Origin of the sequence: Kosakonia sp. H7A, assembly GCF_003028445.1 — a bacterium.
GTDB lineage: Bacteria > Pseudomonadota > Gammaproteobacteria > Enterobacterales > Enterobacteriaceae > Kosakonia > Kosakonia radicincitans.
Genome location: NZ_PYTZ01000014.1, coordinates 1 through 24,439, shown reverse-complemented (window position 1 = coordinate 24,439; position 24,439 = coordinate 1). Strand labels below are relative to the sequence as shown.

Annotated in this window: 31 protein-coding genes and 1 other annotated feature; of the genes, 10 read left to right on the top strand and 21 right to left on the bottom strand. The window is 55.9% G+C overall.

All coding sequences use genetic code 11. The features are described 5' to 3' along the window. Positions 1-93: 93 nt before the first annotated feature. The 17 genes from CWM66_RS26185 to CWM66_RS26110 form a co-directional block, all read right to left on the bottom strand. Complete coding sequence (locus CWM66_RS26185) at positions 94-1,044, bottom strand: phage tail protein (protein ID WP_007370723.1); 951 nt, start codon at positions 1,042-1,044, stop codon at positions 94-96. 154 nt (positions 1,045-1,198) lie between these two features. Further along, entirely contained in the window at positions 1,199-1,807 is a 609-nt protein-coding gene (locus tag CWM66_RS26180) for a phage tail protein I (RefSeq protein ID WP_007370724.1), read from the bottom strand. Beyond that, positions 1,800-2,708, bottom strand: coding sequence for a baseplate assembly protein (locus CWM66_RS26175; RefSeq protein WP_007370725.1), 909 nt, complete (start codon positions 2,706-2,708; stop codon positions 1,800-1,802). The genes CWM66_RS26180 and CWM66_RS26175 overlap by 8 nt, the downstream gene beginning before the upstream one ends. A 4-nt stretch (positions 2,709-2,712) precedes the next feature. Continuing rightward, a complete protein-coding gene (locus tag CWM66_RS26170; protein WP_007370726.1) occupies positions 2,713-3,060 on the bottom strand; it encodes a GPW/gp25 family protein in 348 nt (115 codons plus the stop codon). Then, a complete protein-coding gene (locus tag CWM66_RS26165; RefSeq protein ID WP_035888404.1) occupies positions 3,057-3,692 on the bottom strand; it encodes a phage baseplate assembly protein V in 636 nt (211 codons plus the stop codon). The genes CWM66_RS26170 and CWM66_RS26165 overlap by 4 nt, the downstream gene beginning before the upstream one ends. Before the next feature lie 87 nt (positions 3,693-3,779). After that, positions 3,780-4,247 carry a phage tail protein gene (locus tag CWM66_RS26160; RefSeq protein ID WP_079517515.1) on the bottom strand — a complete coding sequence of 156 codons (468 nt, stop codon included), beginning with the start codon at positions 4,245-4,247 and terminating at the stop codon, positions 3,780-3,782. Further along, on the bottom strand, positions 4,210-4,455 hold the full coding sequence (lysC, locus tag CWM66_RS29365) for an Rz1-like lysis system protein LysC (RefSeq protein WP_233218433.1): 246 nt from the start codon (positions 4,453-4,455) through the stop codon (positions 4,210-4,212). Before lysC ends, CWM66_RS26160 begins: the two co-directional genes overlap by 38 nt. Then, on the bottom strand, positions 4,343-4,768 hold the full coding sequence (lysB, locus tag CWM66_RS26155; protein WP_107147623.1) for an Rz-like lysis system protein LysB: 426 nt from the start codon (positions 4,766-4,768) through the stop codon (positions 4,343-4,345). The genes lysC and lysB overlap by 113 nt, the downstream gene beginning before the upstream one ends. Next, on the bottom strand, positions 4,765-5,274 hold the full coding sequence (locus CWM66_RS26150) for a lysozyme (RefSeq protein WP_007370732.1): 510 nt from the start codon (positions 5,272-5,274) through the stop codon (positions 4,765-4,767). The genes lysB and CWM66_RS26150 overlap by 4 nt, the downstream gene beginning before the upstream one ends. Further along, positions 5,258-5,479, bottom strand: coding sequence for an HP1 family phage holin (locus tag CWM66_RS26145; protein WP_007370733.1), 222 nt, complete (start codon positions 5,477-5,479; stop codon positions 5,258-5,260). Before CWM66_RS26145 ends, CWM66_RS26150 begins: the two co-directional genes overlap by 17 nt. Further along, a complete protein-coding gene (locus CWM66_RS26140; RefSeq protein WP_079517518.1) occupies positions 5,470-5,673 on the bottom strand; it encodes a tail protein X in 204 nt (67 codons plus the stop codon). The genes CWM66_RS26145 and CWM66_RS26140 overlap by 10 nt, the downstream gene beginning before the upstream one ends. 198 nt (positions 5,674-5,871) lie before the next feature. Continuing rightward, positions 5,872-6,057 (bottom strand): hypothetical protein, encoded by a 186-nt coding sequence (locus CWM66_RS26135; RefSeq protein ID WP_035888419.1) that lies wholly within the window; start codon positions 6,055-6,057, stop codon positions 5,872-5,874. Between the two features lie 71 nt (positions 6,058-6,128). Then, positions 6,129-8,102: a replication endonuclease gene (locus tag CWM66_RS26130; RefSeq protein WP_107147622.1), complete on the bottom strand. Its 1,974-nt coding sequence runs from the start codon at positions 8,100-8,102 to the stop codon at positions 6,129-6,131. Beyond that, complete coding sequence (locus CWM66_RS26125; protein WP_007370737.1) at positions 8,103-8,324, bottom strand: TraR/DksA family transcriptional regulator; 222 nt, start codon at positions 8,322-8,324, stop codon at positions 8,103-8,105. Continuing rightward, positions 8,324-8,551, bottom strand: coding sequence for a DUF2732 family protein (locus tag CWM66_RS26120; protein WP_007370738.1), 228 nt, complete (start codon positions 8,549-8,551; stop codon positions 8,324-8,326). The genes CWM66_RS26125 and CWM66_RS26120 overlap by 1 nt, the downstream gene beginning before the upstream one ends. A gap of 67 nt (positions 8,552-8,618) precedes the next feature. Next, positions 8,619-8,957 carry a DUF5347 family protein gene (locus CWM66_RS26115; protein ID WP_007370739.1) on the bottom strand — a complete coding sequence of 113 codons (339 nt, stop codon included), beginning with the start codon at positions 8,955-8,957 and terminating at the stop codon, positions 8,619-8,621. A gap of 38 nt (positions 8,958-8,995) precedes the next feature. Next, positions 8,996-9,373 (bottom strand): hypothetical protein, encoded by a 378-nt coding sequence (locus CWM66_RS26110; protein ID WP_007370740.1) that lies wholly within the window; start codon positions 9,371-9,373, stop codon positions 8,996-8,998. A gap of 115 nt (positions 9,374-9,488) precedes the next feature. On the opposite strand from CWM66_RS26110, the gene CWM66_RS26105 reads away from it, so the two are divergent. From CWM66_RS26105 to CWM66_RS26075, 7 genes are all read left to right on the top strand, one after another. Next, entirely contained in the window at positions 9,489-10,337 is an 849-nt protein-coding gene (locus CWM66_RS26105; protein WP_007370742.1) for a phage repressor protein CI, read from the top strand. Positions 10,338-10,343: 6 nt separating this feature from the next. Next, a complete protein-coding gene (locus CWM66_RS26100) occupies positions 10,344-11,393 on the top strand; it encodes a site-specific integrase (protein WP_107147621.1) in 1,050 nt (349 codons plus the stop codon). Positions 11,394-11,581: 188 nt separating this feature from the next. Beyond that, complete coding sequence (locus tag CWM66_RS26095) at positions 11,582-11,992, top strand: DUF2946 domain-containing protein (RefSeq protein ID WP_035888430.1); 411 nt, start codon at positions 11,582-11,584, stop codon at positions 11,990-11,992. A 62-nt stretch (positions 11,993-12,054) separates the two neighbouring features. Next, complete coding sequence (locus tag CWM66_RS26090) at positions 12,055-13,419, top strand: PepSY domain-containing protein (RefSeq protein ID WP_107147620.1); 1,365 nt, start codon at positions 12,055-12,057, stop codon at positions 13,417-13,419. Positions 13,420-13,599: 180 nt separating this feature from the next. Next, the gene (aroF, locus tag CWM66_RS26085) at positions 13,600-14,670 is read left to right on the top strand and encodes a 3-deoxy-7-phosphoheptulonate synthase AroF (protein WP_007370746.1); all 1,071 of its coding nucleotides are present in this window, start codon (positions 13,600-13,602) and stop codon (positions 14,668-14,670) included. A gap of 9 nt (positions 14,671-14,679) precedes the next feature. Continuing rightward, on the top strand, positions 14,680-15,801 hold the full coding sequence (tyrA, locus tag CWM66_RS26080) for a bifunctional chorismate mutase/prephenate dehydrogenase (RefSeq protein ID WP_007370747.1): 1,122 nt from the start codon (positions 14,680-14,682) through the stop codon (positions 15,799-15,801). Positions 15,802-15,867: 66 nt separating this feature from the next. Then, entirely contained in the window at positions 15,868-16,740 is an 873-nt protein-coding gene (locus CWM66_RS26075; protein WP_107147619.1) for an SMP-30/gluconolactonase/LRE family protein, read from the top strand. On the opposite strand, the gene pheA is transcribed toward CWM66_RS26075, so the two are convergent. From pheA to bamD, 4 genes are all read right to left on the bottom strand, one after another. After that, complete coding sequence (pheA, locus tag CWM66_RS26070; protein ID WP_071921202.1) at positions 16,737-17,897, bottom strand: bifunctional chorismate mutase/prephenate dehydratase; 1,161 nt, start codon at positions 17,895-17,897, stop codon at positions 16,737-16,739. The genes CWM66_RS26075 and pheA overlap by 4 nt on opposite strands. A 19-nt stretch (positions 17,898-17,916) precedes the next feature. Then, positions 17,917-18,042: a sequence feature (Phe leader region), on the bottom strand. Then, positions 17,991-18,041 carry a pheA operon leader peptide PheL gene (pheL, locus tag CWM66_RS29135; RefSeq protein WP_194138581.1) on the bottom strand — a complete coding sequence of 17 codons (51 nt, stop codon included), beginning with the start codon at positions 18,039-18,041 and terminating at the stop codon, positions 17,991-17,993. It overlaps the preceding feature by 51 nt. A 102-nt stretch (positions 18,043-18,144) precedes the next feature. After that, positions 18,145-18,483 carry a ribosome-associated translation inhibitor RaiA gene (gene raiA, locus CWM66_RS26065; protein ID WP_007370750.1) on the bottom strand — a complete coding sequence of 113 codons (339 nt, stop codon included), beginning with the start codon at positions 18,481-18,483 and terminating at the stop codon, positions 18,145-18,147. A gap of 265 nt (positions 18,484-18,748) precedes the next feature. Then, positions 18,749-19,486, bottom strand: coding sequence for an outer membrane protein assembly factor BamD (bamD, locus tag CWM66_RS26060; protein WP_007370751.1), 738 nt, complete (start codon positions 19,484-19,486; stop codon positions 18,749-18,751). A 131-nt stretch (positions 19,487-19,617) separates the two neighbouring features. Between bamD and rluD the strand changes: the two genes are divergently transcribed. The 3 genes from rluD to clpB all read left to right on the top strand — a co-directional run bounded on the left by rluD (position 19,618) and on the right by clpB (position 24,029). After that, on the top strand, positions 19,618-20,598 hold the full coding sequence (rluD, locus tag CWM66_RS26055) for a 23S rRNA pseudouridine(1911/1915/1917) synthase RluD (protein WP_007370752.1): 981 nt from the start codon (positions 19,618-19,620) through the stop codon (positions 20,596-20,598). Beyond that, positions 20,595-21,326, top strand: a complete 732-nt coding sequence (gene yfiH / locus CWM66_RS26050; RefSeq protein ID WP_035888442.1) for a purine nucleoside phosphorylase YfiH — start codon at positions 20,595-20,597, stop codon at positions 21,324-21,326. Before rluD ends, yfiH begins: the two co-directional genes overlap by 4 nt. Positions 21,327-21,455: 129 nt before the next feature. Next, positions 21,456-24,029, top strand: a complete 2,574-nt coding sequence (clpB, locus tag CWM66_RS26045; protein WP_071921201.1) for an ATP-dependent chaperone ClpB — start codon at positions 21,456-21,458, stop codon at positions 24,027-24,029. Positions 24,030-24,439: the final 410 nt, after the last annotated feature.

Here is a 24,439-nt window from a genome sequence, read left to right as displayed (position 1 = left end):
AGGCGAACACCATTGATCGGCGTTGGTTGCCTGCTGACACAACGAGCGTGATGAAAAAAACGGGCCGCAGCCCGTGGCAAGCTAACGAAGCGGTTAAAAACCGATCGCCAGAATGTCGATGCCGTTGCCCGCGCCGCTGTAGGAACGGATGGTGATGTTCTGTAAGGATCGGGCTACAACAAAGATGGGCACCGTGATATCGGTGAAGGGTGATGATCCTTCGGTATAGGTGACTTGCGTATTCAGGCAGGCGTTCGGAAAGGCTATTGGCCATGTGAAGACGGAGTTCTCACCGTTGTTCACACTGGTCGTTACCTTCATCCATTGAATAATCAGTGCCTGTTTACCGCCATTCAAGATACCCGGGATCTGAAAATAACCGGCGGTGGCCAGCAGGCCACTTGCGGTTCCTGCCTGCACAAGCGAACTCAAGCCAAGATTGCTCTGCACACTGCTGACAAGCCCGGCATTCGCCATCTCTTTCAGCGCATTAGCGATAAGAGGGTATTGCGCATGCGGATTGCCCGCTGCGACGTGTTGGCTCATCAGGTTGTCTGCATAGGTGCGCACCTCAATCGCTTTATCGTCAACATACTTACGCGTCGCCAGCACCACTGCCGGGTCGATTTTTAGCGTCACCGCGGCGGTTGATGAAACAGTGATCACCATGCGAATCGTCTGCGTGCGGCCGCTCCCTTCCTGCATCAATGGCTTGTAAGTTTCCGGGCAGTTGGCAACAGCAATCAGTACGCCTTCATCGTCGTAGAGACCGAGTTCGCGGATCCAGTAACCCCCTTCGTTTTCGGGGATTATCTGTTCGGCGATAATCTGGCTGGTGTTGGTGGGATCGATCGACAGGGCATTCAGCGGCGCAATTCGCTTTTGATTCACCAGCCGGGTTTGCGTTGCGTCGGGCGTCGGCAGTACGCCATTACCGTCGCCGATGGCGATTTGCGTCAGATTGAGCGAGGTGCCGATAGCGGTGGCATTCGCCAGCCTTGCGGCGCCCTGATTGGTCAGAATGGCAAAATATTTGGCAGTCATGCATATGCTCTCTGGTTGTTGGATAGTGAATGAACGGCGGAGCTATTTTCCGTTCAGCCACAGGCAGACGCTAATCAGCGGCGTTGTCGGTCCGCTGATACAACGAGGGAGATAAAACAAAACGGGCCGTAGCCCGTTTCAGCAGTGTGGCGGGTTATGAAATATAAACATCATCGATAAGATGGATGGCAGAAGCGGGGTAATACTCGCCGCCGACCACAATCTCTTCCGGCATGTAAGGATAAACCGTTAGCTCTTCACCGAGGTAACAACTGGCGCCAACATAAAACTCGCCGCTGGTGCTCAGGCTAATGTTCAGTTCCGACAGATGGCGGCTCGCCGGTTTGGCATCATTGATAAGCCGCTCCAGCTCCTGGTACATCTGCTCGGTAATGCCATTCTCCTGCACGCCAATCACCAGCCGGAACGTGCCGGGTTCGGCATTCTCCTGCCACCATTCGCGTAGCTCAATCAGGTAGCCGAGTGGTTCAACAACGCGTCGTAATGAGCTAATGGTTCCCTTGTGTTGATGAACAAAAAAAGCAGAGGCGATAATTTTACGTTTGGTGGCCTCGGGCCAGCTGTAATCCCAGCGATCGACGGAGAGCGCCCACGCTAGGTAAGGCAGCAGCTCTGCCGGGCAGGTCAGCGGATCCCATAATGTGCGCAGCGGCACCGGTACGCGTTCGATTTGTGCCGCTGCCTCTGCCGTTGCCACCTCCAGAACTGAGGAGCCAACGGGCAACAGGCGGTCATCACTCATCGGTGCCTCCTGTATTAATGCTCCAGGCTGTGCAGTACGAAGCCTGGTTTTTCTCCAGCACCAGATCGCTTTGCGGCGAGCTCAGCTCCACGCGTTGTACACCTTCAACGTGCAGCGCAGCGTAAATGGCCGACTGGCGGATATCGCGGCCCAGTCGGCGCTGTGCGGAGATATAGGTCTTGAGTTGCTGTTCGGCGGCCTGACGAATCGGTTCCGATTCCGGCCCCGGGTAAAAATAGAGCGTGGCGTCAATCTGGTAGGGCACAATTTCCGCGCTTTGTACCGTTACGCGGTCGCCAACCGGGCGGACATCTTCTGCGTTCAGCGCCTTTTCAACGATGGCGATCAGTTCGTCGCTGGCACTGCCGTCGCCTTCGCGTGAGAGCACTGAGATGGTGATATACGCCGGGTTCGGGCTGATCACGGAGATATCGGCAACGCGACCATCGGCGCTGCGGCCGTGATATTCATAAGCGCCTTCCGGCCCGGCCACACTTAAGCCTTCAAAGGCCTGCTGCGCACGCAGTCGCAGGTCTTTATCTGATTCCATCACTGCGGCAGTCGGCGGGATGGTGCTGTCATCGGCAGGGGTGATCACCAGTCGCGCGGTATTGCTGTTAGCGGCAATCACATCAAGATCGTTACCGGCGGCGTACGCCAGCATCACCGCGCGGGCGGCTTCATTGACGCGCTGGCGCCACAGCACTTCGCGATAAGCGTTCTCTTCAAGAAACTTGGTCAGCGGCTCGGACTCCAGCGCCAGCGTACGGGCGATGGCCTCCTGCTCGTCGGCAGGAAACAGGGAAATGAGTGTCGCCTTGCGTTCGGCAAGAAGACCCTCGTAATCAAGTTCCTCAACCACATTGGGCGCGGGCAACTGGCTCAGATCGATAATCGGCATGGTTTTAACTCACTGGAAGGGTTAACGAAAGGGATTCGCCGGTACTGGCGAGCTGGCCGGTCAGATTGACAATCATCGTGCCGTCGAACTGACGTTCGGTTGTCACTGCGCTCAGCGTGATGCGCGGTTCCCATTTCAGCAGCGCCATATAGCAGGCGGCCTGAATCTGCAGCGCCAGCGCCGGGGTTTGTGGCTGGTCGATCATCTCAAACAGCAGTGAGCCGTAATCACGGCGCATGACCCGTGAACCAACAGGCGTGCGCAGAATATCGCTGATGCTCTGGCGGATATGTTCGGTGTCGGTCAGGCGCTGGCCGGTGGTGCGGTCAAAACCGCTGTATTGCACTGTCATAGAGGCGCTCCTGTTGTACCGCCGCTGTCGCCGGGGTGTTGATGGGTATGCAGTACTTTGCCGTTAGAGGACAACGAACCGCCGCTGTGCGAGATATTGCCGCTCATCGTGCCGCCTTTTTGCACCTCCAGCGTGCTGGTAATGAGCTTGTTGGTACAGACTACTTCCGGGGTATCAAGCGTGATGCGGGTGGAGGCGACAACCTTCACTTCCGGCACACTGACGGTTACGGATTGGGAGGCGGTGATATCGGCGGTTTTAATGCCGCTGACTTTCAACGCGCTGTTTTGTGGTTCGTATTCGAACACCGCCCCATCGGGGAAGGCGACATGCCAGGCGTCCGCCGAAACGGAAGGCGCCGGGTTGTCGTCAGAAAAAATGCCCGGTAGCACAAAGGCGGTGTCGAGCTCGCCGCCGACCGCCAGCAGTAAAACCTGCTCGCCGACCGAGGGCGCCCACCACGTACGTGAATGTCCGGCGCGGTGGGTTAACCACTGCAACCACTGAGTGACGATGCCGCCTGTCTGCACTCGACAACGCCCGGAAGTCAGGTCGATGTCGACGATAATCCCGGTACGGATCATATTGCGCAGCGCGCGGGCCATTTCCTGGAGCGAGAGTTGTGTGTTCATAGCGGAAATGATGCTATGCGGCCCCGGCTTTGAAAAACGGACAAGGCTGTCCGGCTTTTGGCACAACGCGGGGCGCATTTGCGGGCGTTATGAAGCCCAGCGGCTCACCAGTTCGCCGTTGATATAGAGCTCAACCGGGCGGGTAACCAGCGCCGGCGGCAGCGGCTCCGGCAACGTCTCGGCGTGCAGCGCGCCATCCACTTCCGTCACTTTGGTGCGCTCGGTCAGTTGCAGGATAATCAGCAGATCCTGGGTGCCATCGCTGTTGGTCGTCAGCGACCAGCTAAAGCAGCCGCGCTGACCCGCTTCGACGGTGAGAATATCCGGCTGGTTGTCGCGCAGCCAGGCCATGATCGGCACAAAAATCGTATCGATATCGCCGGAAAAAGCGCTGACTTCGACGTTGAGGTTGAACTGTTTTTCAAACGACAGCGAAGGGGCAAACGTGGCGGTATTGCTGCCTTTGTCCACCCACAGCCGCAGCGTATCGGGGTTGTCGTGCAGCGCCGGGACAGCATCAGTCAGGGCTTTGCGCAGCGTGTCGGGTTTTAGCATTTATCTCATCCTGGCAGTGTTTAACGGTTTCGACTTGTAGCGCGCAGCTCTCCAGTGCGCGCTCAAGTTGACGAATATCGGCGCTTAAATCGCCGTTAGTTTGTGGATCGCTGCCCGGCATCGGACACAGGCTGACCTGCGGGCAGCGGTTGTAAACAGTGACTGGCAGAGGGGCAGGCGGGGCGCTGGTGCACCCGGCGCACAGCATCAGGCAACTGAGTGTTATACCAGCGGCGGAAGGCGTCATTTTCATGGAGTAACCTTGTGATGGTTTGTTCGCGGCGCACGGCCTGTTCGCTGGCGGCATTGAGCTGCTGACGCAGCGCCACCTGCGCCTGCTCGTTGTTGGCCGCCAGCGCATCAGCGGTGGCGCGCTGTGCTTTCAGTTGCGCGATGGTGTTGTTCTGCTCGCGCGTAAGCTGGGTGGATTGCGAAAGCGCGCTGCGCAGCACGTGGTTTTGCTGCACCAGCCATATTACGCCCAGCGCTGCGAGCAGCAGGGCAATCAGTCGGGCGGTCATTTCACCCCCTTCAGGCACCAGGCGCGTTCGCGTTCGCGGCGGTTTTCCAGCCCGCGATTGCGATCGCCGTTGATAAACACCCAGCGCGGCAGCTGATTGCAGGCCTGTTGCCACTGTTTGTGGTTGATAAACCACACCAGCGTCGAACGGCAGGCGGCAGCGGTGCCGACGTTAAAGGCAAAACTAACCACCGCGTCATAAACCTGTGATGGCATAGCAACCGGCGCGCAGGCTGCCAGACGTCGCTCAACGTGCAGTACATCGGCGACCAGATTCACCGCCGCCTCTTTTTCGCTGATATCCCGCGTTGGCGCGACGCCAGCGGTGTGGCCAATGCCGGATGTCCAGACGCCAGCGCTGCACTGGTATGGACGCAGACGACAGCCTTCCAGATCGGCAATCAGCGCCAGCCCCGGCTGCGAGGTGTGCAGTAAATGGAAATCCGGTACCAGCACCGCCAGTGCCAGCACCGCCGCAGCGCTGCAACGTTTAACGGGTAAGCCCATTCATCACCTCCTGGCTCGTGGCGCAGGATTTCAGGAACAGATAGCTTTTGCGGCGGTAATACCAGTTCACGGCGACGGTGATGGCAACGCCCAGCGCGCCGAACCAGGCTGCGAAATCCTGTGGCGTCATCGCGCCGAAAAAGGTCAGCGCGACGCTTATCCAGTAGGCCAGCGACGAAGTGACTTTTTCGATAGTCAGGCCCATAGATTCACCGTTTCTGTCTGCGTCGGCGCCTGCGCTTCCGGCAGGTTTACCGGAGTGCCGTAAGGCAGAATCACGCCCAGATCGGCAAGGCCTGGATTGGCTGCCAGCACCGTTTCAACCACACCCTGGGTGTAGCCGTAATAGCGCATGCAAAGGAGATCGAGCGTATCGCCCTGTTGTGTGATTACATTCATCGTTTCGCGTCTCTTACCGTCGGGAAGGATTTTTCCCACCGTTAAGTCTCCAGACCGGAGCAGGCGGACGCTATCTGTCGCCGCTGGCTGTACGCTGACACAACAGGGCGAAAGCAATGTGAAGTGGGGAGGGGCGGCCTGAAACAGTGCAGGTATGATCTGGCGCGCAGGCCGCCGTAACCGGCGGGTTTCCGGCGGCTATTCTGCCTGGTAAAAGATGTCTCTTTCCTGCGCAGTCGCGCTTTCGCTTTCCGCCATATCGGCAATCAGCCACAGTGCCATTTCCAGCTCTTCCTTTTTGCAATGGTGGAGCAGAGACAACTCGGCAATAAACCTTACGCACGCCCATTTCCGCTGGGCGCGTTCATTCCGTTCAGACACCATGAATCCCCTCATGAGTTCTTTACTGTATATTTGTACAGTATCATAGGCCGTTTATTGATGGGAAGCGAAAATTATTTCACCGCATCACTATGTTGCTGAAAGAGAAAACCATTATTCTGCTTCGCCCACGCTTTTAGTGCGGTTTGTCTCGTCGATTCCGGGTTATCGGGCGGTGGATCGCTACAGCGGCTGGTGGGCCAGCGCGTACAGTTATTGACAGAACTCCAAGAGGGCGCAGGCGCGCCCTGAAGGTCAACCCCCGTTCGCTTCGGCACAATTTTCCATTTTTTCAGCCGCGTCAGCACCGGCGAACCGGCACCGACCTGGGTGTCATACACTCCGCGAATACGTACCGTGGTTTCGCCGTACTGGTTAAATTCGTCATCCGGCGCATACAGCGTGCGCACCTGCAAATCATCGCGACGAACAAACGGCCCGCCCTGAGCATTGACGTAGCCTGCCCAGTCCCCGGCATCGGCGGCATCGTGAACCAGTGCGAATTCCACGCTTAAGCCGCGAGCTGTTTCGCCATCGGCCATTTTTCTCAGCTCGCGATACACCGTCACCGGCGCGCCGCCAACAAACTGAAACTGGCGTATCCGCCAGCGTGCCGCCCAGGCGGAAACAGCGCAGGCCGTCTCCTGCAACGGTGCGCCGCTCTCATTATCGCGCTCGCCTTCCAGCGCATACCCGTCAATATTCTTGGCGATATACTTCGCCACATAACCGGTGGCGCTGCCTTTTTGCGCATCGATCGCCTCGGCGTGAAAACGTGCGCGTTTCGCCTTATCGCTGCGCAGCTCGTGGTGATCCTCTTCGCGGGCATAGTCGCCGAGAATTTCGCGCACGTGGCTGACATCCTGCGGCTGCATAAACAGCAGCAGATGCCAGTGCGGCGTGCCATCGTGATGCGGCTCAGCCACACGAATGCCGAAAATACGCAGCCCGTTACGATGCAGCCTGGCGCGGATCCTTGCCCACAGCCGGGTGAAATAGCCCTGCGTTTGCGCCGGGCTGGCACCGTTCCACTTATGATTTCGATAACCGGCGCGGGTGGTGGCGTGCCAGGCTGACGGCGCGGTCAGGGTATAAAACTCGCCGACATAACCCAGCGACTGACAAATCGTTTCAAAGCCGCGAATGCGCGTCATCAGCTCGCAGCGGCGAATCGCCGGGTTGGCGACCGAGCCGTCATGCTTATCAATCAGGCTGATACGGTTTCCTTCCTCATCTTCCAGCTCCATGCTGTTGAGAAACTCGCGGTTACGGCGTTTCTGCTCGCGCCAGGCGCTGACGCAATCGTCGCTGGCATAGGGCCGTTTTTTCTTGCTGACGTTACCGAGTGCAATTTGCAAATGTTCGCGCCACTGGGCGGCGATGCGACGCAGATGGCCGCGCCACCAGACCTCACTGAACAGGCGGATCACCGCCGGGGCAATCTCATCAGCGCAGGCAACTTTACGGGTGACACGCTGCCAGTGCGGCGGCGTGACGTTAAATTGCAGCGCAATCATTCCGGCGTGCAGATACCAGCGGTGCAGGGTTTTCAGCTCTGCCGCTTCCGCGCTGTCGATGTTTGCCAGTTCGCCGCGAATAAAATGCGCGATGTCGGTCGCCAGCCGGTCAATCGCGCTTTTCGCCAGATCCGGTAGTTGGTTATAGCGGGCCAGCAGCGCCACCAGACGGCTCGCCAGATCCTGCTGGATGGTGGTATCAAAATGGCCATTGAACACGGCTCTGGAGAGGCGCGGGCTAAGCGGTTTGTGTTGGTAGCGCTGCGTCACCGCGTTTAGCCGTGGGATAGCGCGGTGAAAAAAGTGGCAGAGAAAGGCGTTGGCCCGCGCCGTACCGTGCGCCTGTTCCAGCACATCGATACGGCGGGTGATCGGAAAGCGGATGCACTCCGGTTGCAGCGCCAGCGCGTGGCGCGCCTGCTGCACCGCCGCAAAATGCTGGTTGCGACGGTGCAGTTCCGCGTGGGTGAGATACGGGCTGGCGATCGCTGAACGCGGCGCGTTCCACGGATAAGCCCACGAGACCGCCAATTAGCGCCTCCGGTAATGTTTATCTTTCAGTTCGGCGAGCTGCTGGCAACTGACACAGCAGGTCACGCCGGGCAACGCCATCCGCCGGGCCTGGGGAATCGGCGCATCGCAGCATTCGCAGGTAAGGCGTGAGGGCAACAGCAGGCGGTTACGCGCCTGGCGGATATAGCGCTCGCGATCGTCCAGCTCACGCTGCTGAACGAGATCCATTTCATCGGCCATCAGTGCAGCTCCTGTGCCTGGGTATCGATATGGCTGGCTTCCTGGCGCAGCAGTTCGGCGACGTCGCACCACTCAAGACGCCGGGTGGCGATAAACGCGGCCAGCGCCTCCAGCCGCCCGGAAATAATGCCGGCACAGCGCAGGCGTTCGTTGTTGCGGGCTTCTGCCAGCAGCAGCGCGATCTCTTCATGGCTGCGTACTGGATGGGGGGTAACATTTTTACGCATGGTATTTCTCCTGAAATTCGGGCAAAGGGAGGCCCGACGGGTTGACGTCATAGGTATGAAAAAGGGGTTACAGCGGCATGGTGAGCCGTTTCGGAAACAGGCTTACTACCACGCGGAAATGGTTCATCGCGGCAATCAGCGCCCGCTTCTCCTCAAGCGTCAGCGCATCCGGATGAAGCGCCTGACGCGCCGTGGGTACTCTGGCGAGAAAGAAGATCGCCGCCAGCGCCCGGCTGTTCTCTTCAAAGTGTTCATCCCGCTTGTCACACAGCTCGTCGATAAAGCGCGCCACCTCGCGCCAGCTATCGCCCCAGAAGCGGCCGCGGATTTCCGCGATATGGTTCAGCCCGCTCAGGCGTTCTCCGGCGTTGAGCGGAAGCGTTGCGGTGGGTGAAGTGATCGCCATATTGCCTCCTGTTTGATTCTGAGTTTGCAAAAGCAAATTCAGCTAAACGAGGTGCCGGAACGACGGTCGAGATAACGACAGTCGATCGCCTGCTGGGTTAATTTGTCGCGCCAGGCCTGCACGTTGATCAGCGTGCGGCTGCGTTTACCGGCGTTTTCCGCGCTCGAATAGTCGCGGGTTGGTGCTTTCAGCAGAATGCCTTCGTCGAGCCATTGCCAGACCAGACGCTCGCTAATACCGCGCATGGCAGCGAAATCCCGCACCGTCATGGCATCGGACATCGCCGAGCGGATCAGGGTTTGTAATGTCGGGAGCAGGGCGGAGACCAGCTCATCCATCTGCCCATGGGTGAAATTCCTGGATTGCATTTGAGAGCCAGATAACGGATGCGACGGCGTTGATTTTGCATCTGACATATCGCATTATCTCCTGTTGTTTGAAATGTACTGCACTGCTGTGCATTTTGGTCGATGCACAGCAATATAAATCGCAAATGCGATTGTGTAAATCGCTTTTTTGATGTTGGTGAACATGAGTGATAACAAAATGAGTGTTCAGGATGTGATCGAGCGTATTGCTGCGTCCTATTCTGTCTCCAGCCAGAAAGCGCTTGCCGAAGCACTGGATGTCCCGGCGAACAATATCAGTAGCTGGATCCAGCGCGACAGCGTGCCCTATAAGGCAGTGGTCAAATGCGCGCTGGATACCGGCGCAGATTTGCACTGGCTGGTAAACGGTGAATTTGCAAATGCAAAATCAGCGGATAAGCCGCTGCCGAAAGGCAAGGCACTGTACGATGAGATTTTATCGACCGGCGGGCGGCCGGTGCTGCGCCGCATCCTCGATGCGTATGGTTTCCAGATGCAAAAAGATCTCGGCGACCTGCTTGATATCTCCTCCGGAACTATCAGCACCTGGGTGCGGCGTGAGTTTTTTCCCGGCGATGTGGTGGTGACCTGCGCGCTGGATACCGGCGTCTCGCTGAACTGGCTGGCGACCGGGAAAGGTGAAATGTACCCGGCTCCGGCTCCTGCGGCGTCAAATGATGCTGTGCTGAGCATTCCGAAATTCCGTCTGGAATCCGGCGAGCTGAAAGAAGTGGGCGTCTGGGCGCTGGATCGCAGCCTTGCGCCGTCATCGACGGAAGGGCTGAATTTTATCGAGGGGCTGAATGCGGCCTGGCTGGTGGATACCTCGGCGCAGAAAATTGGTAACGGGCGCTGGTTTATCAGTATCGACGATGCGCTGGATGTGTTTGATGTGGTGCGGCTGCCGGGCGGCAAAGTACGTCTGACGAATAATGCGGTCGATTTCGAATGCGGCGTGACAGAGATTGCGCCGTTCGGCGTGGTGATTTTTACGCTGGAAAAACATGTGTAAGCGGCAATGACGGTCAGCAAACAGAAAAACGGCAAGTGGCTGTGCGAATTGTACCCGCAAGGGCGGGAAGGGCGGCGTATTCGTCGGCAGTTTAATACCAAAGGCGAGGCCGAAGCGTTTGAATCCTGGACGAAACAGGAGGCGCAGGAGAAGCCGTGGCTGGGCGAAAAAGAGGATCGCCGACGTTTAAGCGAGCTGATTGCGCTGTGGTTCAAGCTGCATGGCCAGTCGCTGGCGGCGGGCAAGTCGCGGATGGCGAAGCTGGAGATTGTCTGTCGCGGGCTGGGCGATCCGGTCGCCTCGCGTCTGACCGCCAAAGCCTGGGCGCACTATCGCGACCAGCGTCTGAGCGGAGAAATCGATAACGGTTACACGCCGGACAAAGCAAAGTGGAAGGTGAAGCCAGTCACGGTCAACCGCGAGCAGCAATATCTGAGCGCGGTGTTTAACGAACTGCGGCGGCTGGGGGAATGGTCGCTGCCGAACCCGATTGAAAACGTGCGCATTTTTCGCGAAAAAGAGCGGGAAATGACCTGGCTGACGCAGCCGCAAATCATCACCCTGCTGGCGGCCTGCGAACGCTACGGGCATGCCGATTTAACGCGAGTGGTGAAAATTTGCCTCGCCACCGGCGCGCGCTGGCGCGAGGCGGAAAACCTCAATCGCGCGCAGCTTGCGGCGAATAAAATCACCTTTATCAAAACCAAAGGCGGGCGCAACCGGACGGTGCCTATTCCGCCGTGGCTTTTTGACGAGCTGTCGCCGCTGCAAGGGCAGATGTTTCAGCCGTGCTATGGGGAATTCAGCAAAATGCTGGCCACCACCGATATCGCGCTGGCCGAAGGGCAGAAAACCCACGTTCTGCGCCACACTTTCGCTGCGCATTTCATGACCAATGGCGGCAATATCCTTGTGCTGCAACGCATTCTTGGTCATGCCAATATCCGTGAAACCATGCGTTACGCCCACTTTGCGCCCGATCATCTTGAAGATGCGGTGATGCTCAACCCGCTGTCGCAACTTAATGGCGGCAAAATGGCGGCGGAGGTTGCATAACGCTGCAATTCGCTGCATGAAAAAAGGTTTTATGCGCTGATAAGCAAGGATGAATCGTTGAATGCTGTGAGTGGAAGAAAAAGCGTCTTAACTAACTTTTTTGCTGCGTTTACCTTTTCTTTTTCGAAATAATTTAACCTGCCGGTGATGATTAATTTACAATGCCGCCTCGATCGGGAGGAGATGCGGTGAAGAACGTTTTTCATCAATGGGCAGCAAAACGCTCAGCCACATGGCTGGCGCTGTTTGCGATCCTGCTGATCGTCGTCGCCCCGCTGATTTCCGTCTCCCTGCAACAAGATCCAATGAGTGCCATGCCGGGTATGCATCACGAGATGAGCATGCCGATGCATCATGAGATGTCATCTCAGCCGGAAACGCCCCCACAAACTTCCCTGCCTGTGGATCACGCTGAAGCCTGCGGTTACTGCGTCTTGCTGGCGCATGTGCCTGGCCTGATCCTGCTGGTTGCGCTGCTGCTGATGGGGCGTGCATTGCGCATTCGCCTGAAGCCTGCTCGCCCGCTGGTCAGACAGTGGCACTTCTTCCCCTGGCTGTACCCTGATACTCGCGCGCCGCCGCTTTTCTGCTTTTCCTGACATTTATAAAAGGCCGTTCGCCCCTGCGTAACGGCATGCTTTGACTATTCCTGAGGAAAAGTATGACTTCCTGCACCCCGCGTGCGGCGTGGCTGAATTTGCTGCGGCGCCTGCATTTTTATATTGGCCTGTTTGTCGGGCCTTTTATCTTCATCGCGGCCCTGAGCGGCACGCTGTATGTGGCGACGCCACAACTGGAAAATCTCCTCTACAGCGATGCGCTGTATGGTGTGTCCTCCGGTATTCGCCAGCCGCTTGCTGAGCAGATTGCTGTTGCTGAGCAGGTGACCGGCGGCCATCTGCGTCTGCATGCTGTGCGGCCAGGCCTTGCCGACAGCGCCACGACGCGCGTGATGTTTGCCGATCCGCAACTTGGCGTGTCGGAAAACCGCGCCATCTTTATCGATCCCGTAACGTTACAGGTGAAGGGCGATATGACGGTGTACGGTACCAGCGGTATTTTGCCGCTGCGCCAGTGGATCGACTATTTTCACCGCTCGCTGCTGCTGGGCGATGCAGGCCGTCTCTACAGTGAGCTTGCCGCTTCATGGATGTGGGTGGCGGCGCTGGGTGGTATTGCGCTGTGGTTTTTCACGCGTCCGAAACGGCGGATAAATAACGCGGTGCAAAACCATCGCCGCCTGCATGTGGTGCTCGGCTGGAGCCTGCTGGCCGGTATGCTGCTGTTTTCCGCCACCGGCCTGACGTGGTCGCAGTGGGCGGGCGGCAATGTCGATAGCCTGAGGGCGGCTTTTGGCTGGATGACGCCGCAGGTCAACACGCAGCTTGATGGCGCAACGATGGCGACCGATCCCCATGCGGAACATCATCTGCATCATGCGGGTATGAACATGCCGGAAATGGCGCTGGATTTGGTGCAATTCGATGATGTGTTGCAGGTTGCCCGGCGGGCCGGAATTGCTGCCAGCAAGCTGGAGATCCGTCCGCCGCGCAGCATGGATAAAGCGTGGACGGTGACAGAAATCGATCGCGGCTGGCCAACGCAGGTTGATGCGGTAGCGATTAATGGCAGCACACTGGCGGTGGTTGATCGCACGCGGTTTGCCGACTTCCCGCTGATGGCGAAACTGACGCGCTGGGGCGTCGATTTTCATATGGGTGTGTTGTTCGGTCTTGCGAACCAGTTATTACTGATCCTCTTTGGCGCAGCACTGTGCGTGATGATCGTGGTTGTCTATCGCTTGTGGTGGATTCGCCGACCGGCAGGCGCTGCGGTTAATCCGGCTGCAACCTTGCTTTCTTGCTGGCTGAGTTTAAGCCGGGCAGGTCGCGTTAGCACGCTGGTTATTGCGCTGCTGCTGGGGCTCATGTTGCCGGTGATGGGCGGCAGTCTGCTGCTGTTTATACTGATTGATGCACTGCGCTGGAAACGTGCCGTGCAGCGTTCAGCCAGCGCGCAGGCATAAGCAAAAGGCGCTGAATGTAAATATATAATTACACTCGGCGCCGTAATCAGGCGGAATAAATTGCCAATGTAAATAAATCGGTACGTTTTGTGGATTGAAATCTTTACCGTATGTGGTATGGTTACGCCATCCTCTGCGGAGGAACCCTTATCGCAAAACGAGTCATACAGGATCGCCATCATGCAAAAAGACGCGCTGAACAACGTACATATCACCGACGAACAGGTTTTAATTACCCCGGAACAATTGAAAGCGGCTTTCCCGCTGACCATTGAGCAGGAAGCGCAAATCGCGCAGTCCCGCCAGACCATCTCCAACATCATTGCCGGAAAAGATCCGCGCCTGCTGGTGGTGTGTGGCCCTTGCTCGATTCACGATCCTGAAGCCGCGATTGAATATGCTCGTCGATTTAAAGCCCTTGCCGCAGAGGTCAGCGATAGCCTCTATCTGGTGATGCGCGTCTATTTTGAAAAACCCCGTACCACCGTTGGCTGGAAGGGGCTGATTAACGATCCGCACATGGATGGCTCGTTTGATGTGGAAGCTGGCCTGAAGATTGCGCGTCGTCTGCTGGTGGAACTGGTGAGTATGGGCCTGCCGCTGGCGACCGAAGCGCTGGATCCGAACAGCCCGCAGTTCCTCGGCGACTTGTTTAGCTGGTCGGCAATTGGTGCGCGCACCACCGAATCCCAGACGCACCGCGAAATGGCGTCCGGCCTGTCGATGCCGGTCGGTTTCAAAAACGGCACCGACGGTAGCCTGGCTACGGCAATCAATGCCATGCGAGCAGCGGCAATGCCACACCGCTTTGTCGGCATCAACCAGGCCGGTCAGGTTTGCCTGCTGCAAACCCAGGGTAATCCGGATGGGCATGTGATCCTGCGCGGCGGCAAAGCGCCAAACTACAGCCCGGCGGATGTTGCGCAGTGTGAAAAAGAGATGGAACAGGCGGGACTGAAACCGTCGCTGATGGTAGATTGCAGCCATGGTAATTCCAACAAAGATTACCGTCGCCAGCCTGCCGTTGCCGAATCTGTGGTGGCACAGATCAAAGATGGCAACCGTTCGATTACCGGTCTGATGATTGAAAGCAATATTCATGAAGGCAATCAATCTTCTGAGCAGCCGCGCAGCGCCATGAAGTATGGCGTTTCCGTGACGGATGCCTGCATTAGCTGGGAATCGACCGAAGCGCTGCTGCGTGAGATCGATAAAGATCTGCGCAATAGTCTGGCGGCGCGTTTCGCTTAAGAGGTTGTTATGGTTGCTGAATTGACCGCGCTGCGCGATCAAATTGATGAAGTGGATAAGGCGCTGCTGGGGCTGCTGGCGCGCCGTCTGGAGCTGGTGGCCGAAGTTGGTGAAGTAAAAAGCAAATATGGTTTGCCGATCTACGTGCCGGAACGTGAAGCCTCAATGCTGGCTTCTCGCCGCAAAGAGGCCGAATTGCTCGGCGTTCCGCCGGATCTGATTGAAGATGTGCTGCGCCGCGTGATGCGCGAATCCTACTCCAGCGAAAATGACAAAGGTTTTAAAACCCTGTGTCCTGAAATGCGGCCGGTGGTGATTGTTGGCGGCGCGGGTCAGATGGGGCAACTGTTTGCCAAAATGTTGACGCTGTCGGGTTATCAGGTGCGCATTCTGGAGAAAGAGGACTGGGCACAGGCGGGTGAGCTGCTGGCCGATGCCGGTATGGTGATTGTCAGTGTGCCGATCCACGTGACCGAACAGGTGATAGGCCAACTGCCGCCGCTGCCGGATGACTGTATTCTGGTCGATCTGGCGTCGGTGAAAAGTGGTCCGTTGCAGGCGATGTTGTCGGCGCATAAAGGCCCGGTGCTGGGTCTGCACCCTATGTTTGGCCCGGACAGCGGCAGCCTTGCCAAGCAGGTGGTGGTCTGGTGCGACGGACGTCAGCCTGAGGCGTACCAATGGTTCCTCGAACAGATTCAGGTCTGGGGCGCGCGTCTGCATCGCATCAGCGCTGTCGAACACGACCAGAATATGGCGTTTATTCAGGCGCTGCGCCACTTCGCGACGTTCGCTTACGGGTTGCATCTGGCCGAAGAGAATGTGCAGCTTGAGCAGTTGCTGGCACTCTCATCGCCGATTTATCGTCTGGAGCTGGCAATGGTTGGGCGCCTGTTCGCCCAGGATCCGCAGCTTTACGCAGACATTATTATGTCGTCGTCGAACAATCTGGCGCTGATCAAGCGTTACTACCAGCGCTTCGGCGAAGCCATCGGGTTGCTGGAGCAGGGCGACAAACAGGCCTTTATCGACAGCTTCCGCAAAGTGGAGCACTGGTTTGGCGATTACGCTCAGCGTTTTCAGAACGAAAGCCGCGTATTGCTGCGCCAGGCGAACGACAGCCGCCAGTAAAAGAAAAGCCGTTTATACTGAAAAGCCAGTGGTTACCGCTGGCTTTTTTCATTTAAGGGATGCGCAATGGCGGAGTTACAGAAGCTGTTTGATTACACCGGCCATCTGCCGGAGTGCCCGACCTGGAGCGAAGCTGAACAGGCGCTTTACTGGGCGGATATTCTGGAAGGTGAAATTCATCGTTACCATCTGGCATCTGGCGAACATCGGGTGCTCTCCTTCCCGGAAGAGGTCGGCTGTTTTGCGTTGCGCGAGAAGGGCGGATTTATCGTGGCAATGCGTAACGCCATCTGGCTGACGGATGCGCACGGCCTGCTGCGACAGAAAGTGTGCGACAACCCATCGAACCCGCAACTGGCGCGCTTTAACGATGGCGGCACCGATCAGCGGGGGCGCTTTTACGCCGGGACGTTCTGGGGGCCGGGCGATTACAACGGTGCTTTGTTGCTGCGCGTGGATAACGATCTGACGCCGAAAGTGGTGCAGTGCGATATTCACGGTGCGAATGGTCTGGCGTTCAGCCAGGATCAGCAATGGATGTTTACCTCCGACACGCCCAACGGTGTGATTTATCGTACGCCGCTGGATGCGCAGGGCGAACCGGGGCGTCGGGAAGTGTTCCGCCGGTTTACTGCCGGGGAAGGTATCCCGGATGGCGCAGCGGTGGATGTGGAAGGCTGCTACTGGAGCGCGATGTTCGACGGCTGGCGCGTGGCGCGCTTCTCACCGCAGGGCGAACAGCTTGCGGAGTACCGTTTACCGGTACGTTGCCCGACAATGGTCTGCTTTGGCGGCGATGACATGAAAACGCTGTTTATCACTACCACGCGGGAAAATATGGAGGAAGAAGAGCTGGCGCGTTATCCACTTTCTGGCGCTATCTTCACCCTGCCGGTGAATGTGGCAGGGATGAAGAAACCGCTGTTCAGAGAGGGTTAAACCGGATCAACCGGCACAACGTTTTCGCTGGGATAGCAGCCAAGCACTTTCAGCGAACGGGTGATATCGCCCAGTTCGCGCAGTGCTTTTTGCATTTCTGCTGAGTGGAGATTGGCCTGCACATCAAGATAGAACATCTCTTCCCACGGATTGCCATGAATCGGACGCGACTCCAGTTTGGTCATGATCAGGTTGTGATTGCGCAGCACCAGCAGCGCTTCAACCAGCGCACCAGCCTGTTGGCCTGTCGCCATCAGTAGCGTGGTTTTCGCCGGAACCTGCTCTGATACATCAATGGCTTTACGCGCCAGCACGATAAAGCGGGTGATGTTCTGTGTCTGGTTCGCCAGATTCCGCTCCAGCACCTGTAAACCGTACAGTGCGCCGCCCGCTTCGCTGCCCAGCGCAGCAACGTGCGGTGAGCTCGCCTGCGCCACTTTCTCCATCGCAGCCGAGGTGCTTTCGCAATATTCGATTTTCCACTGCGGGTAGCGGTTCAGGAACTGGCTGCACTGCTGGAAAGGTTGCGGATGGCTGTAAACCGTCTGGATCTGCCCAAGATCTGTCGAGCCGGAAACCAACACACAGTGATCGATAGGCACAGTCAGTTCACCAACAATCGACAAGCTGGTGTGCTGAAGTAAATCGTACACGTCGTTGATAGCACCAGAGCTGGTATTTTCCAGCGGCACCACGGCGTAATCCGCCTGGCCGGTTTCGACCTGGTTAAAAATATCGTGAAACTTCAGGCAACCGCTCTCGATAAATTGCTCAAAATGGCGGGCGGCGTACTGACGCGCCGCGAGGTGCGAATAAGAGCCTTTCGGCCCCAGAAAAGCGATGCGCGCTGAGTGCGGATTGATCTTGTTGAGGTGCTGCTGGAGCAGAGCTTGCTGAGTCAGGACGGAATCTTCAATGATCAGCTGGAACAGGCGGGTGATGTAATGTGCATCGAGGTGATGCGCTTTGCCTAGTTGGATCAGGCGCTCCAGTAAATCCCGCTCGCGGTCGATATCGCGCACCGGGCGGTGTGAGTCGAGCTTGGCTTTGCCGACTTCAACGGAGAGCTGGCGGCGCTCGGCCAGCAGGGTCAGCAACTGCTCATCCAGTGCACTGATCTTTACGCGTAAATCCAGTAAGGGGTTTTCAGCCGTCATGTTGTTGCCTTTTATTATTAAAAAAAAAGCCTCCCGGAGTGGGAGGCCTTATTGTTCGTCTTCGCATTCTTTATCACAAAACGAATCGCCTCCCTATTTGGGGAAGGTAAAAAAGAATGCGAAGAAGAACGGTACAAGTTTCATGTAAATTTCCTGTGAGCGACCGAAGTACAGTACCCGCACTGTTTTCGCTCTGTCAATAAAAAACGCGCCCGCAGGCGCGTTGGATATGGACTCAATGTAGAGACTACTCTTCTTCTTCCTCAACGAAGCTTGTGTCTTTCACCGATGTTGCGGCGCGACGTGCTTCACCTTTGTGTTGCACTTTATTGAGCTGCCGTTCCAGCTTGTTAATCAATTCGTTGATAGCGGTGTACATATCTTCATGCCGCGCGCTGGCCACCAGATGTCCATTCGGTGTGTTGATCGTGGCATCAGCGATAAAGCCCTGCGGCTCTTTGGAGAGAATGATATGTGGATTAATCAGATGTGTTTGCCATTTATCCAGTTTGGCGAGACGGTCTGCGACATGCTGGCGGATTGCCGGAGTAATTTCCATTTGTTTACTGGTAATGTTCATTGTCATAAATTTTACCTCTTGTCTTTCCGTCTTGGTGATTTCAGCATACCGTGCTTAATGTCAAAAAGCGTGATTTAAATCACATTATTTTGTCGGTTTTTGTCAAAGGAAAGGTTTTGTGAGGCAGGACAGGAAGAGGGGAAAATTACCTTGTGGAACTCTCCATTAGCGGTCATAGTTGATTGGATGAATTGCGGCTAAACCGCTTCAGCTATTGGTGAAATGAATAAAAAAACGGCAGCCACTGGCTGCCGTTTTGTGTTTCAGAGACTTATGTATTGCTGCTGTTGGCCGCGATAATTTTCGCAACCTTGTCTGCCTGCGCGTTCATTTGCATCTCGCGGTAGGCTTTTTCCATTTTCGGCAGCGCATCACGTGTCGCCTGCGTATCCGGATAATCACGCAGCATGCCTTCTACGCGGTTGACAACCGCAACCCAGGCACCGCGATCGGTGTAGTAGTTCACCACCGACAGCTCATATTTCGACAGACGATCTTTCAGGAACACCAGACGCTTGGTGGCATCGGTAACGTACTGGCTCTGCGGATAGCCGCGTACCAGTTTGCTGAAGTCATTGAACGCCTCACGCGCATGAGCCGGGTCACGATCGCTGCGATCCACGCCGAAGAACCCTTGCAGAGCACTGTCGTCCAGCGCCATGTTGGTCAGCCCACGCATATACATCACATAATCGATGTTCGGATGGGTTGGGTTCAGACGAATAAAACGGTCAATCGCGGCTTGCGCCAGCGGTAAATCGGCGTTTTTGTAGTAGGCGTAGATCAGATCCAACTGCACTTGCTGTGAGTACGGACCAAACGGATAACGATTATCCAGTGCTTCCAGTTGCGTTATTGCCGCCTTCCAGTTACCGTCTTGCAGTTTTTGCTGGGCAGTCGCGTAGATTTCATTTGGTGGATTATCAGGCACCTCTTCCTTTGAACCGGAGCAACCCGCCAAAGCCAGACTCAACGTGGCGGCTGCCACCAGATATTTCAAGCGCGTCATGACGTTTAGACTTTCCTCAGAATGTTTATGCGGGAGATTCTTTATTCCTGCTCCCGACTAAGACCAGCTACAATAGCACACTATATTAAACGGCGAAGCCGTAAAACCCAACGTTAACGAAGAAGCTGTATATGGCACAACGAGTACAACTCACCGCAACGGTGTCCGAAAACCAACTCGGTCAACGCTTAGATCAGGCTTTGGCCGAATTGTTCCCGGATTATTCACGTTCGCGAATAAAAGAATGGATCCTCGACCAGCACGTGCAGGTCAACGGCAGTATTTGCGACAAACCGAAAGAGAAAGTGTTGGGTGGAGAACGCATCACTATTGATGTGGAAATTGAAGAAGAAGCGCGCTTCGAACCGCAGGATATCCCACTGAACATCGTCTATGAAGATGATGACATTATCGTGATCAATAAACCGCGCGACCTCGTCGTTCACCCGGGTGCAGGTAACCCGGACGGTACGGTGCTGAATGCATTGCTGCACTATTATCCGCCGATTGCCGATGTTCCGCGCGCGGGGATCGTGCACCGTCTGGACAAAGATACCACCGGCTTGATGGTGGTAGCGAAAACGATCCCGGCGCAAACGCGGCTGGTCGAGTCGCTGCAGCTGCGCGAAATCACGCGTGAATATGAAGCGGTAGCGATTGGGCATATGACGTCAGGTGGTACGGTTGAAGAACCCATCAGTCGCCACCCGACCAAGCGTACTCATATGTCGGTGCACCCGATGGGTAAACCGGCGGTAACGCACTACCGCATTATGGAGCACTTCCGTGTGCACACGCGTCTGCGCCTGCGTCTGGAAACCGGCCGCACCCACCAGATCCGCGTGCATATGGCGCATATCACTCATCCGCTGGTTGGCGATCAGCTTTATGGTGGCCGTCCGCGTCCGCCGAAAGGCGCTTCCGACGAATTTATCGATGTGCTGCGCAAGTTTGATCGTCAGGCTCTGCACGCTACGATGCTGCGTCTTTACCACCCCATCAGCGGCATTGAGATGGAGTGGCACGCGCCTATTCCGCAGGACATGGTGGATTTGATTGCTGCCATGCGCGCGGATTTTGAAACCCATAAGGATGATGTCGCCTGGTTATGACCAAACTGATCCTCCCTGAGTGGCCGCAGCCGAAAGGCGTGGCGTCATGCAGTTCAACCCGTATCGGTGGTGTGAGCTTGTCACCTTATCACTCGCTAAACCTCGGCGCCCACTGTGGCGACGATGCGGAGCATGTGGAAGAGAATCGCAAACGAATGTTTGCCGGGGGAGGGCTGCCTTCAAAACCGGTATGGCTTGAGCAGGTACACGGTACCGACGTACTGCTGCTCGATGGTGGGCCTTATACCTCTAAACGGGCGGATGCGTCATACAGCAACACGCCCGGTGCGGTTTGCGCGGTGATGACCGCCGACTGCCTGCCGGTGCTGTTTTGCAATCGTGATGGAACCGAAGTCGCTGCTGCTCATGCCGGTTGGCGCGGGTTATGTGCGGGCGTGCTGGAAAAGACGGTTGCCTGTTTTACCGACCAGCCGGAAAACCTGCTCGCCTGGTTAGGCCCAGCGATTGGGCCGCAGGCGTTTGAAGTCGGCGCAGAAGTGCGTGAGGCATTTATGGCGCATGATGTCGAGGCCGATCGGGCTTTTCGTCCGCACGGTGAGAAATATTTCGCTGATATCTACCAGCTCGCGCGCCAGCGTCTGGCGTCGGTGGGCGTCCAGCAAGTATTCGGTGGTGAGCACTGCACCTTCAGTCAAAAGGATGATTTTTTCTCATACCGCCGGGACAAGATAACCGGCCGTATGGCAAGTTTTATTTGGCTGATATAACCTAAAGAATCAAGACGATCCAGTTCGCATATGCTTTCTTTTGCATAATTCAGGTCACTCACCTTGAATAATTGAGGGATGACCTCATTTAATCTCCAGTAGCAATTTTGACCTGTTATGGGAGGAGTTATGCGTCTGGATCGTCTTACCAATAAATTCCAGCTTGCTCTTGCCGATGCCCAGTCTCTCGCGCTGGGGCACGACAACCAATTTATCGAACCCCTTCATTTAATGAGCGCCCTGCTGAAGCAGGAAGGCGGTTCGGTTTTTCCTTTATTAACCTCTGCTGGCGTTAATGCTGGCTCGCTACGTACAGCCGTTGAAGAGGCATTGAGCCGTTTACCGCAGGTGGAAGGCACCGGCGGCGATGTGCAGCCTTCTCAGGATTTAGTACGTGTGCTCAATCTTTGCGACAAGCTGGCGCAAAAACGGGGTGACAACTTTATTTCGTCAGAACTTTTTGTTCTGGCGGCGCTGGAGTCTCGCGGTACGCTGACCGATTTACTGAAATCGGCGGGCGCAACTACGGCGAATGTGACTCAGGCCATTGAACAAATGCGTGGGGGTGAAAACGTGAACGATCAAGGGGCTGAAGACCAACGTCAGGCCTTGAAGAAATTCACCGTCGATCTGACCGAGCGTGCCGAACAAGGCAAGCTCGATCCGGTTATCGGCCGTGACGAAGAGATCCGCCGTACCATTCAGGTACTGCAACGCCGGACTAAAAACAACCCGGTGCTGATTGGTGAGCCGGGGGTGGGTAAAACCGCTATCGTTGAAGGACTGGCGCAGCGCATTGTTAATGGTGAAGTGCCGGAAGGGCTGAAAGGTCGGCGCGTTCTGGCGCTGGACATGGGCGCGCTGGTGGCCGGGGCGAAATACCGCGGTGAGTTTGAAGAGCGCCTGAAAGGTGTGCTGAACGATCTCTCTAAACAGGAAGGCAATGTCATTCTGTTTATCGACGAACTGCATACCATGGTTGGCGCCGGGAAAGCCGATGGTGCGATGGATGCGGGTAATATGCTGAAGCCAGCACTGGCGCGTGGCGAACTGCATTGCGTTGGTGCCACCACGCTGGATGAGTATCGTCAGTATATAGAGAAAGATGCTGCGCTGGAGCGTCGTTTCCAGAAAGTGTTTGTTGCTGAGCCGACAGTGGAAGACACCATTGCGATTCTGCGTGGCCTGAAAGAACGTTATGAGCTGCACCACCATGTGCAGATTACCGACCCGGCGATCGTCGCGGCGGCAACGTTGTCGCATCGCTATATTTCCGATCGTCAGTTGCCGGATAAGGCTATCGACCTGATCGATGAAGCTGCATCCAGCATTCGTATGCAGATTGACTCTAAACCGGAAGAGCTTGACCGTCTTGATCGCCGTATTATCCAGCTCAAGCTGGAACAGCGCGCGCTGATGAAAGAGTCTGACGAAGCGAGTAAAAAACGCCTCGAAATGCTTAACGAAGAGCTGGAAGATAAAGAGCGTCAGTATTCGGCATTAGAAGAAGAGTGGAAAGCTGAGAAAGCTTCTCTCTCCGGCACCCAGACCATTAAGGCTGAACTGGAACAGGCGAAAATCGCGATGGAACAGGCGCGGCGTAATGGCGATCTTGGACGGATGTCGGAGTTGCAGTACGGGAAAATACCCGAACTGGAAAAACAGCTGGAAGCGGCAACCCAGGCTGAAGGCAAAACGATGCGTCTGTTGCGTAATCGCGTGACGGATATTGAGATCGCCGAAGTGCTGGCGCGCTGGACCGGTATTCCGGTGTCGCGGATGATGGAAGGCGAACGTGAAAAACTGTTGCGCATGGAGCATGACCTGCATCATCGCGTGATTGGTCAGGATGAAGCGGTAGAAGCGGTATCGAACGCCATTCGCCGTAGCCGTGCGGGTCTGTCAGATCCGAATCGCCCGATCGGTTCGTTCCTGTTCCTTGGGCCAACCGGGGTAGGGAAAACCGAGCTGTGTAAATCGCTGGCGAACTTTATGTTCGATAGCGACGATGCAATGGTGCGTATCGACATGTCTGAGTTTATGGAAAAACACTCCGTTTCTCGGCTGGTGGGTGCACCTCCGGGATATGTCGGTTATGAAGAAGGTGGCTATCTGACAGAAGCGGTTCGTCGTCGCCCCTATTCCGTCATCCTGCTAGATGAAGTGGAAAAAGCGCATCCGGATGTATTCAACATCTTGTTGCAGGTGCTTGACGATGGTCGTCTGACGGATGGACAGGGCAGGACGGTGGATTTCCGTAATACTGTCGTGATCATGACTTCGAACCTCGGTTCCGATCTGATTCAGGAACGTTTCGGCGATCTGGATTATGGTCATATGAAGGAATTGGTTATGGGAGTGGTAAGTCAAAGCTTCCGTCCGGAGTTTATCAACCGTATTGATGAAGTGGTTGTCTTCCATCCGCTGGGTGAGAAACATATTGCTGCTATTGCGCAGATCCAGTTGCAGCGTTTGTACAAACGTCTGGAAGAGCGTGGCTATGCGGTGACTATCTCTGACGAAGCCCTGAAGCTATTGAGCGCGAATGGTTACGATCCGGTGTATGGTGCGCGTCCGTTGAAACGTGCTATCCAACAGCAGATCGAAAACCCGCTGGCGCAGCAGATATTGTCTGGTGAGCTTATTCCAGGCAAAACGGTGCAGCTTGTCGTAAAAGACGATCGTATTGTGGCAGTGCAGTAAGTCACAAAATAAAGAAAACGGGCCCTCAGGGGCTCGTTTTTGTATAAAAACCAGGCAAAAATTACCTTTCAGAGGTCGGTTTGCCTGGAAAGTAATCAAACGATAATTTTTTTGAATTTTATACTTGTCAGCCAGAATTATCTCCCTATAATGCGCCTCCACTGACACGGCACAACGGCATACACACCGGCCTGTCAGGTGAAGAAATCTGAAAATAATCAGTTGACTTCACAGCGGGAAAGCGTAATATGCACACCCCGCGCCGCAGCGAAAACACAGCGGCACTGCTCTTTAACAATTTATCAGACAATCTGTGTGGGCACTCAGGTGACTGGATTCTTGATGTCTTCGGACAAAAAATGAATACCAAGTCTCACGGGTGAACACGTAATTCATTACGAAGTTTAATT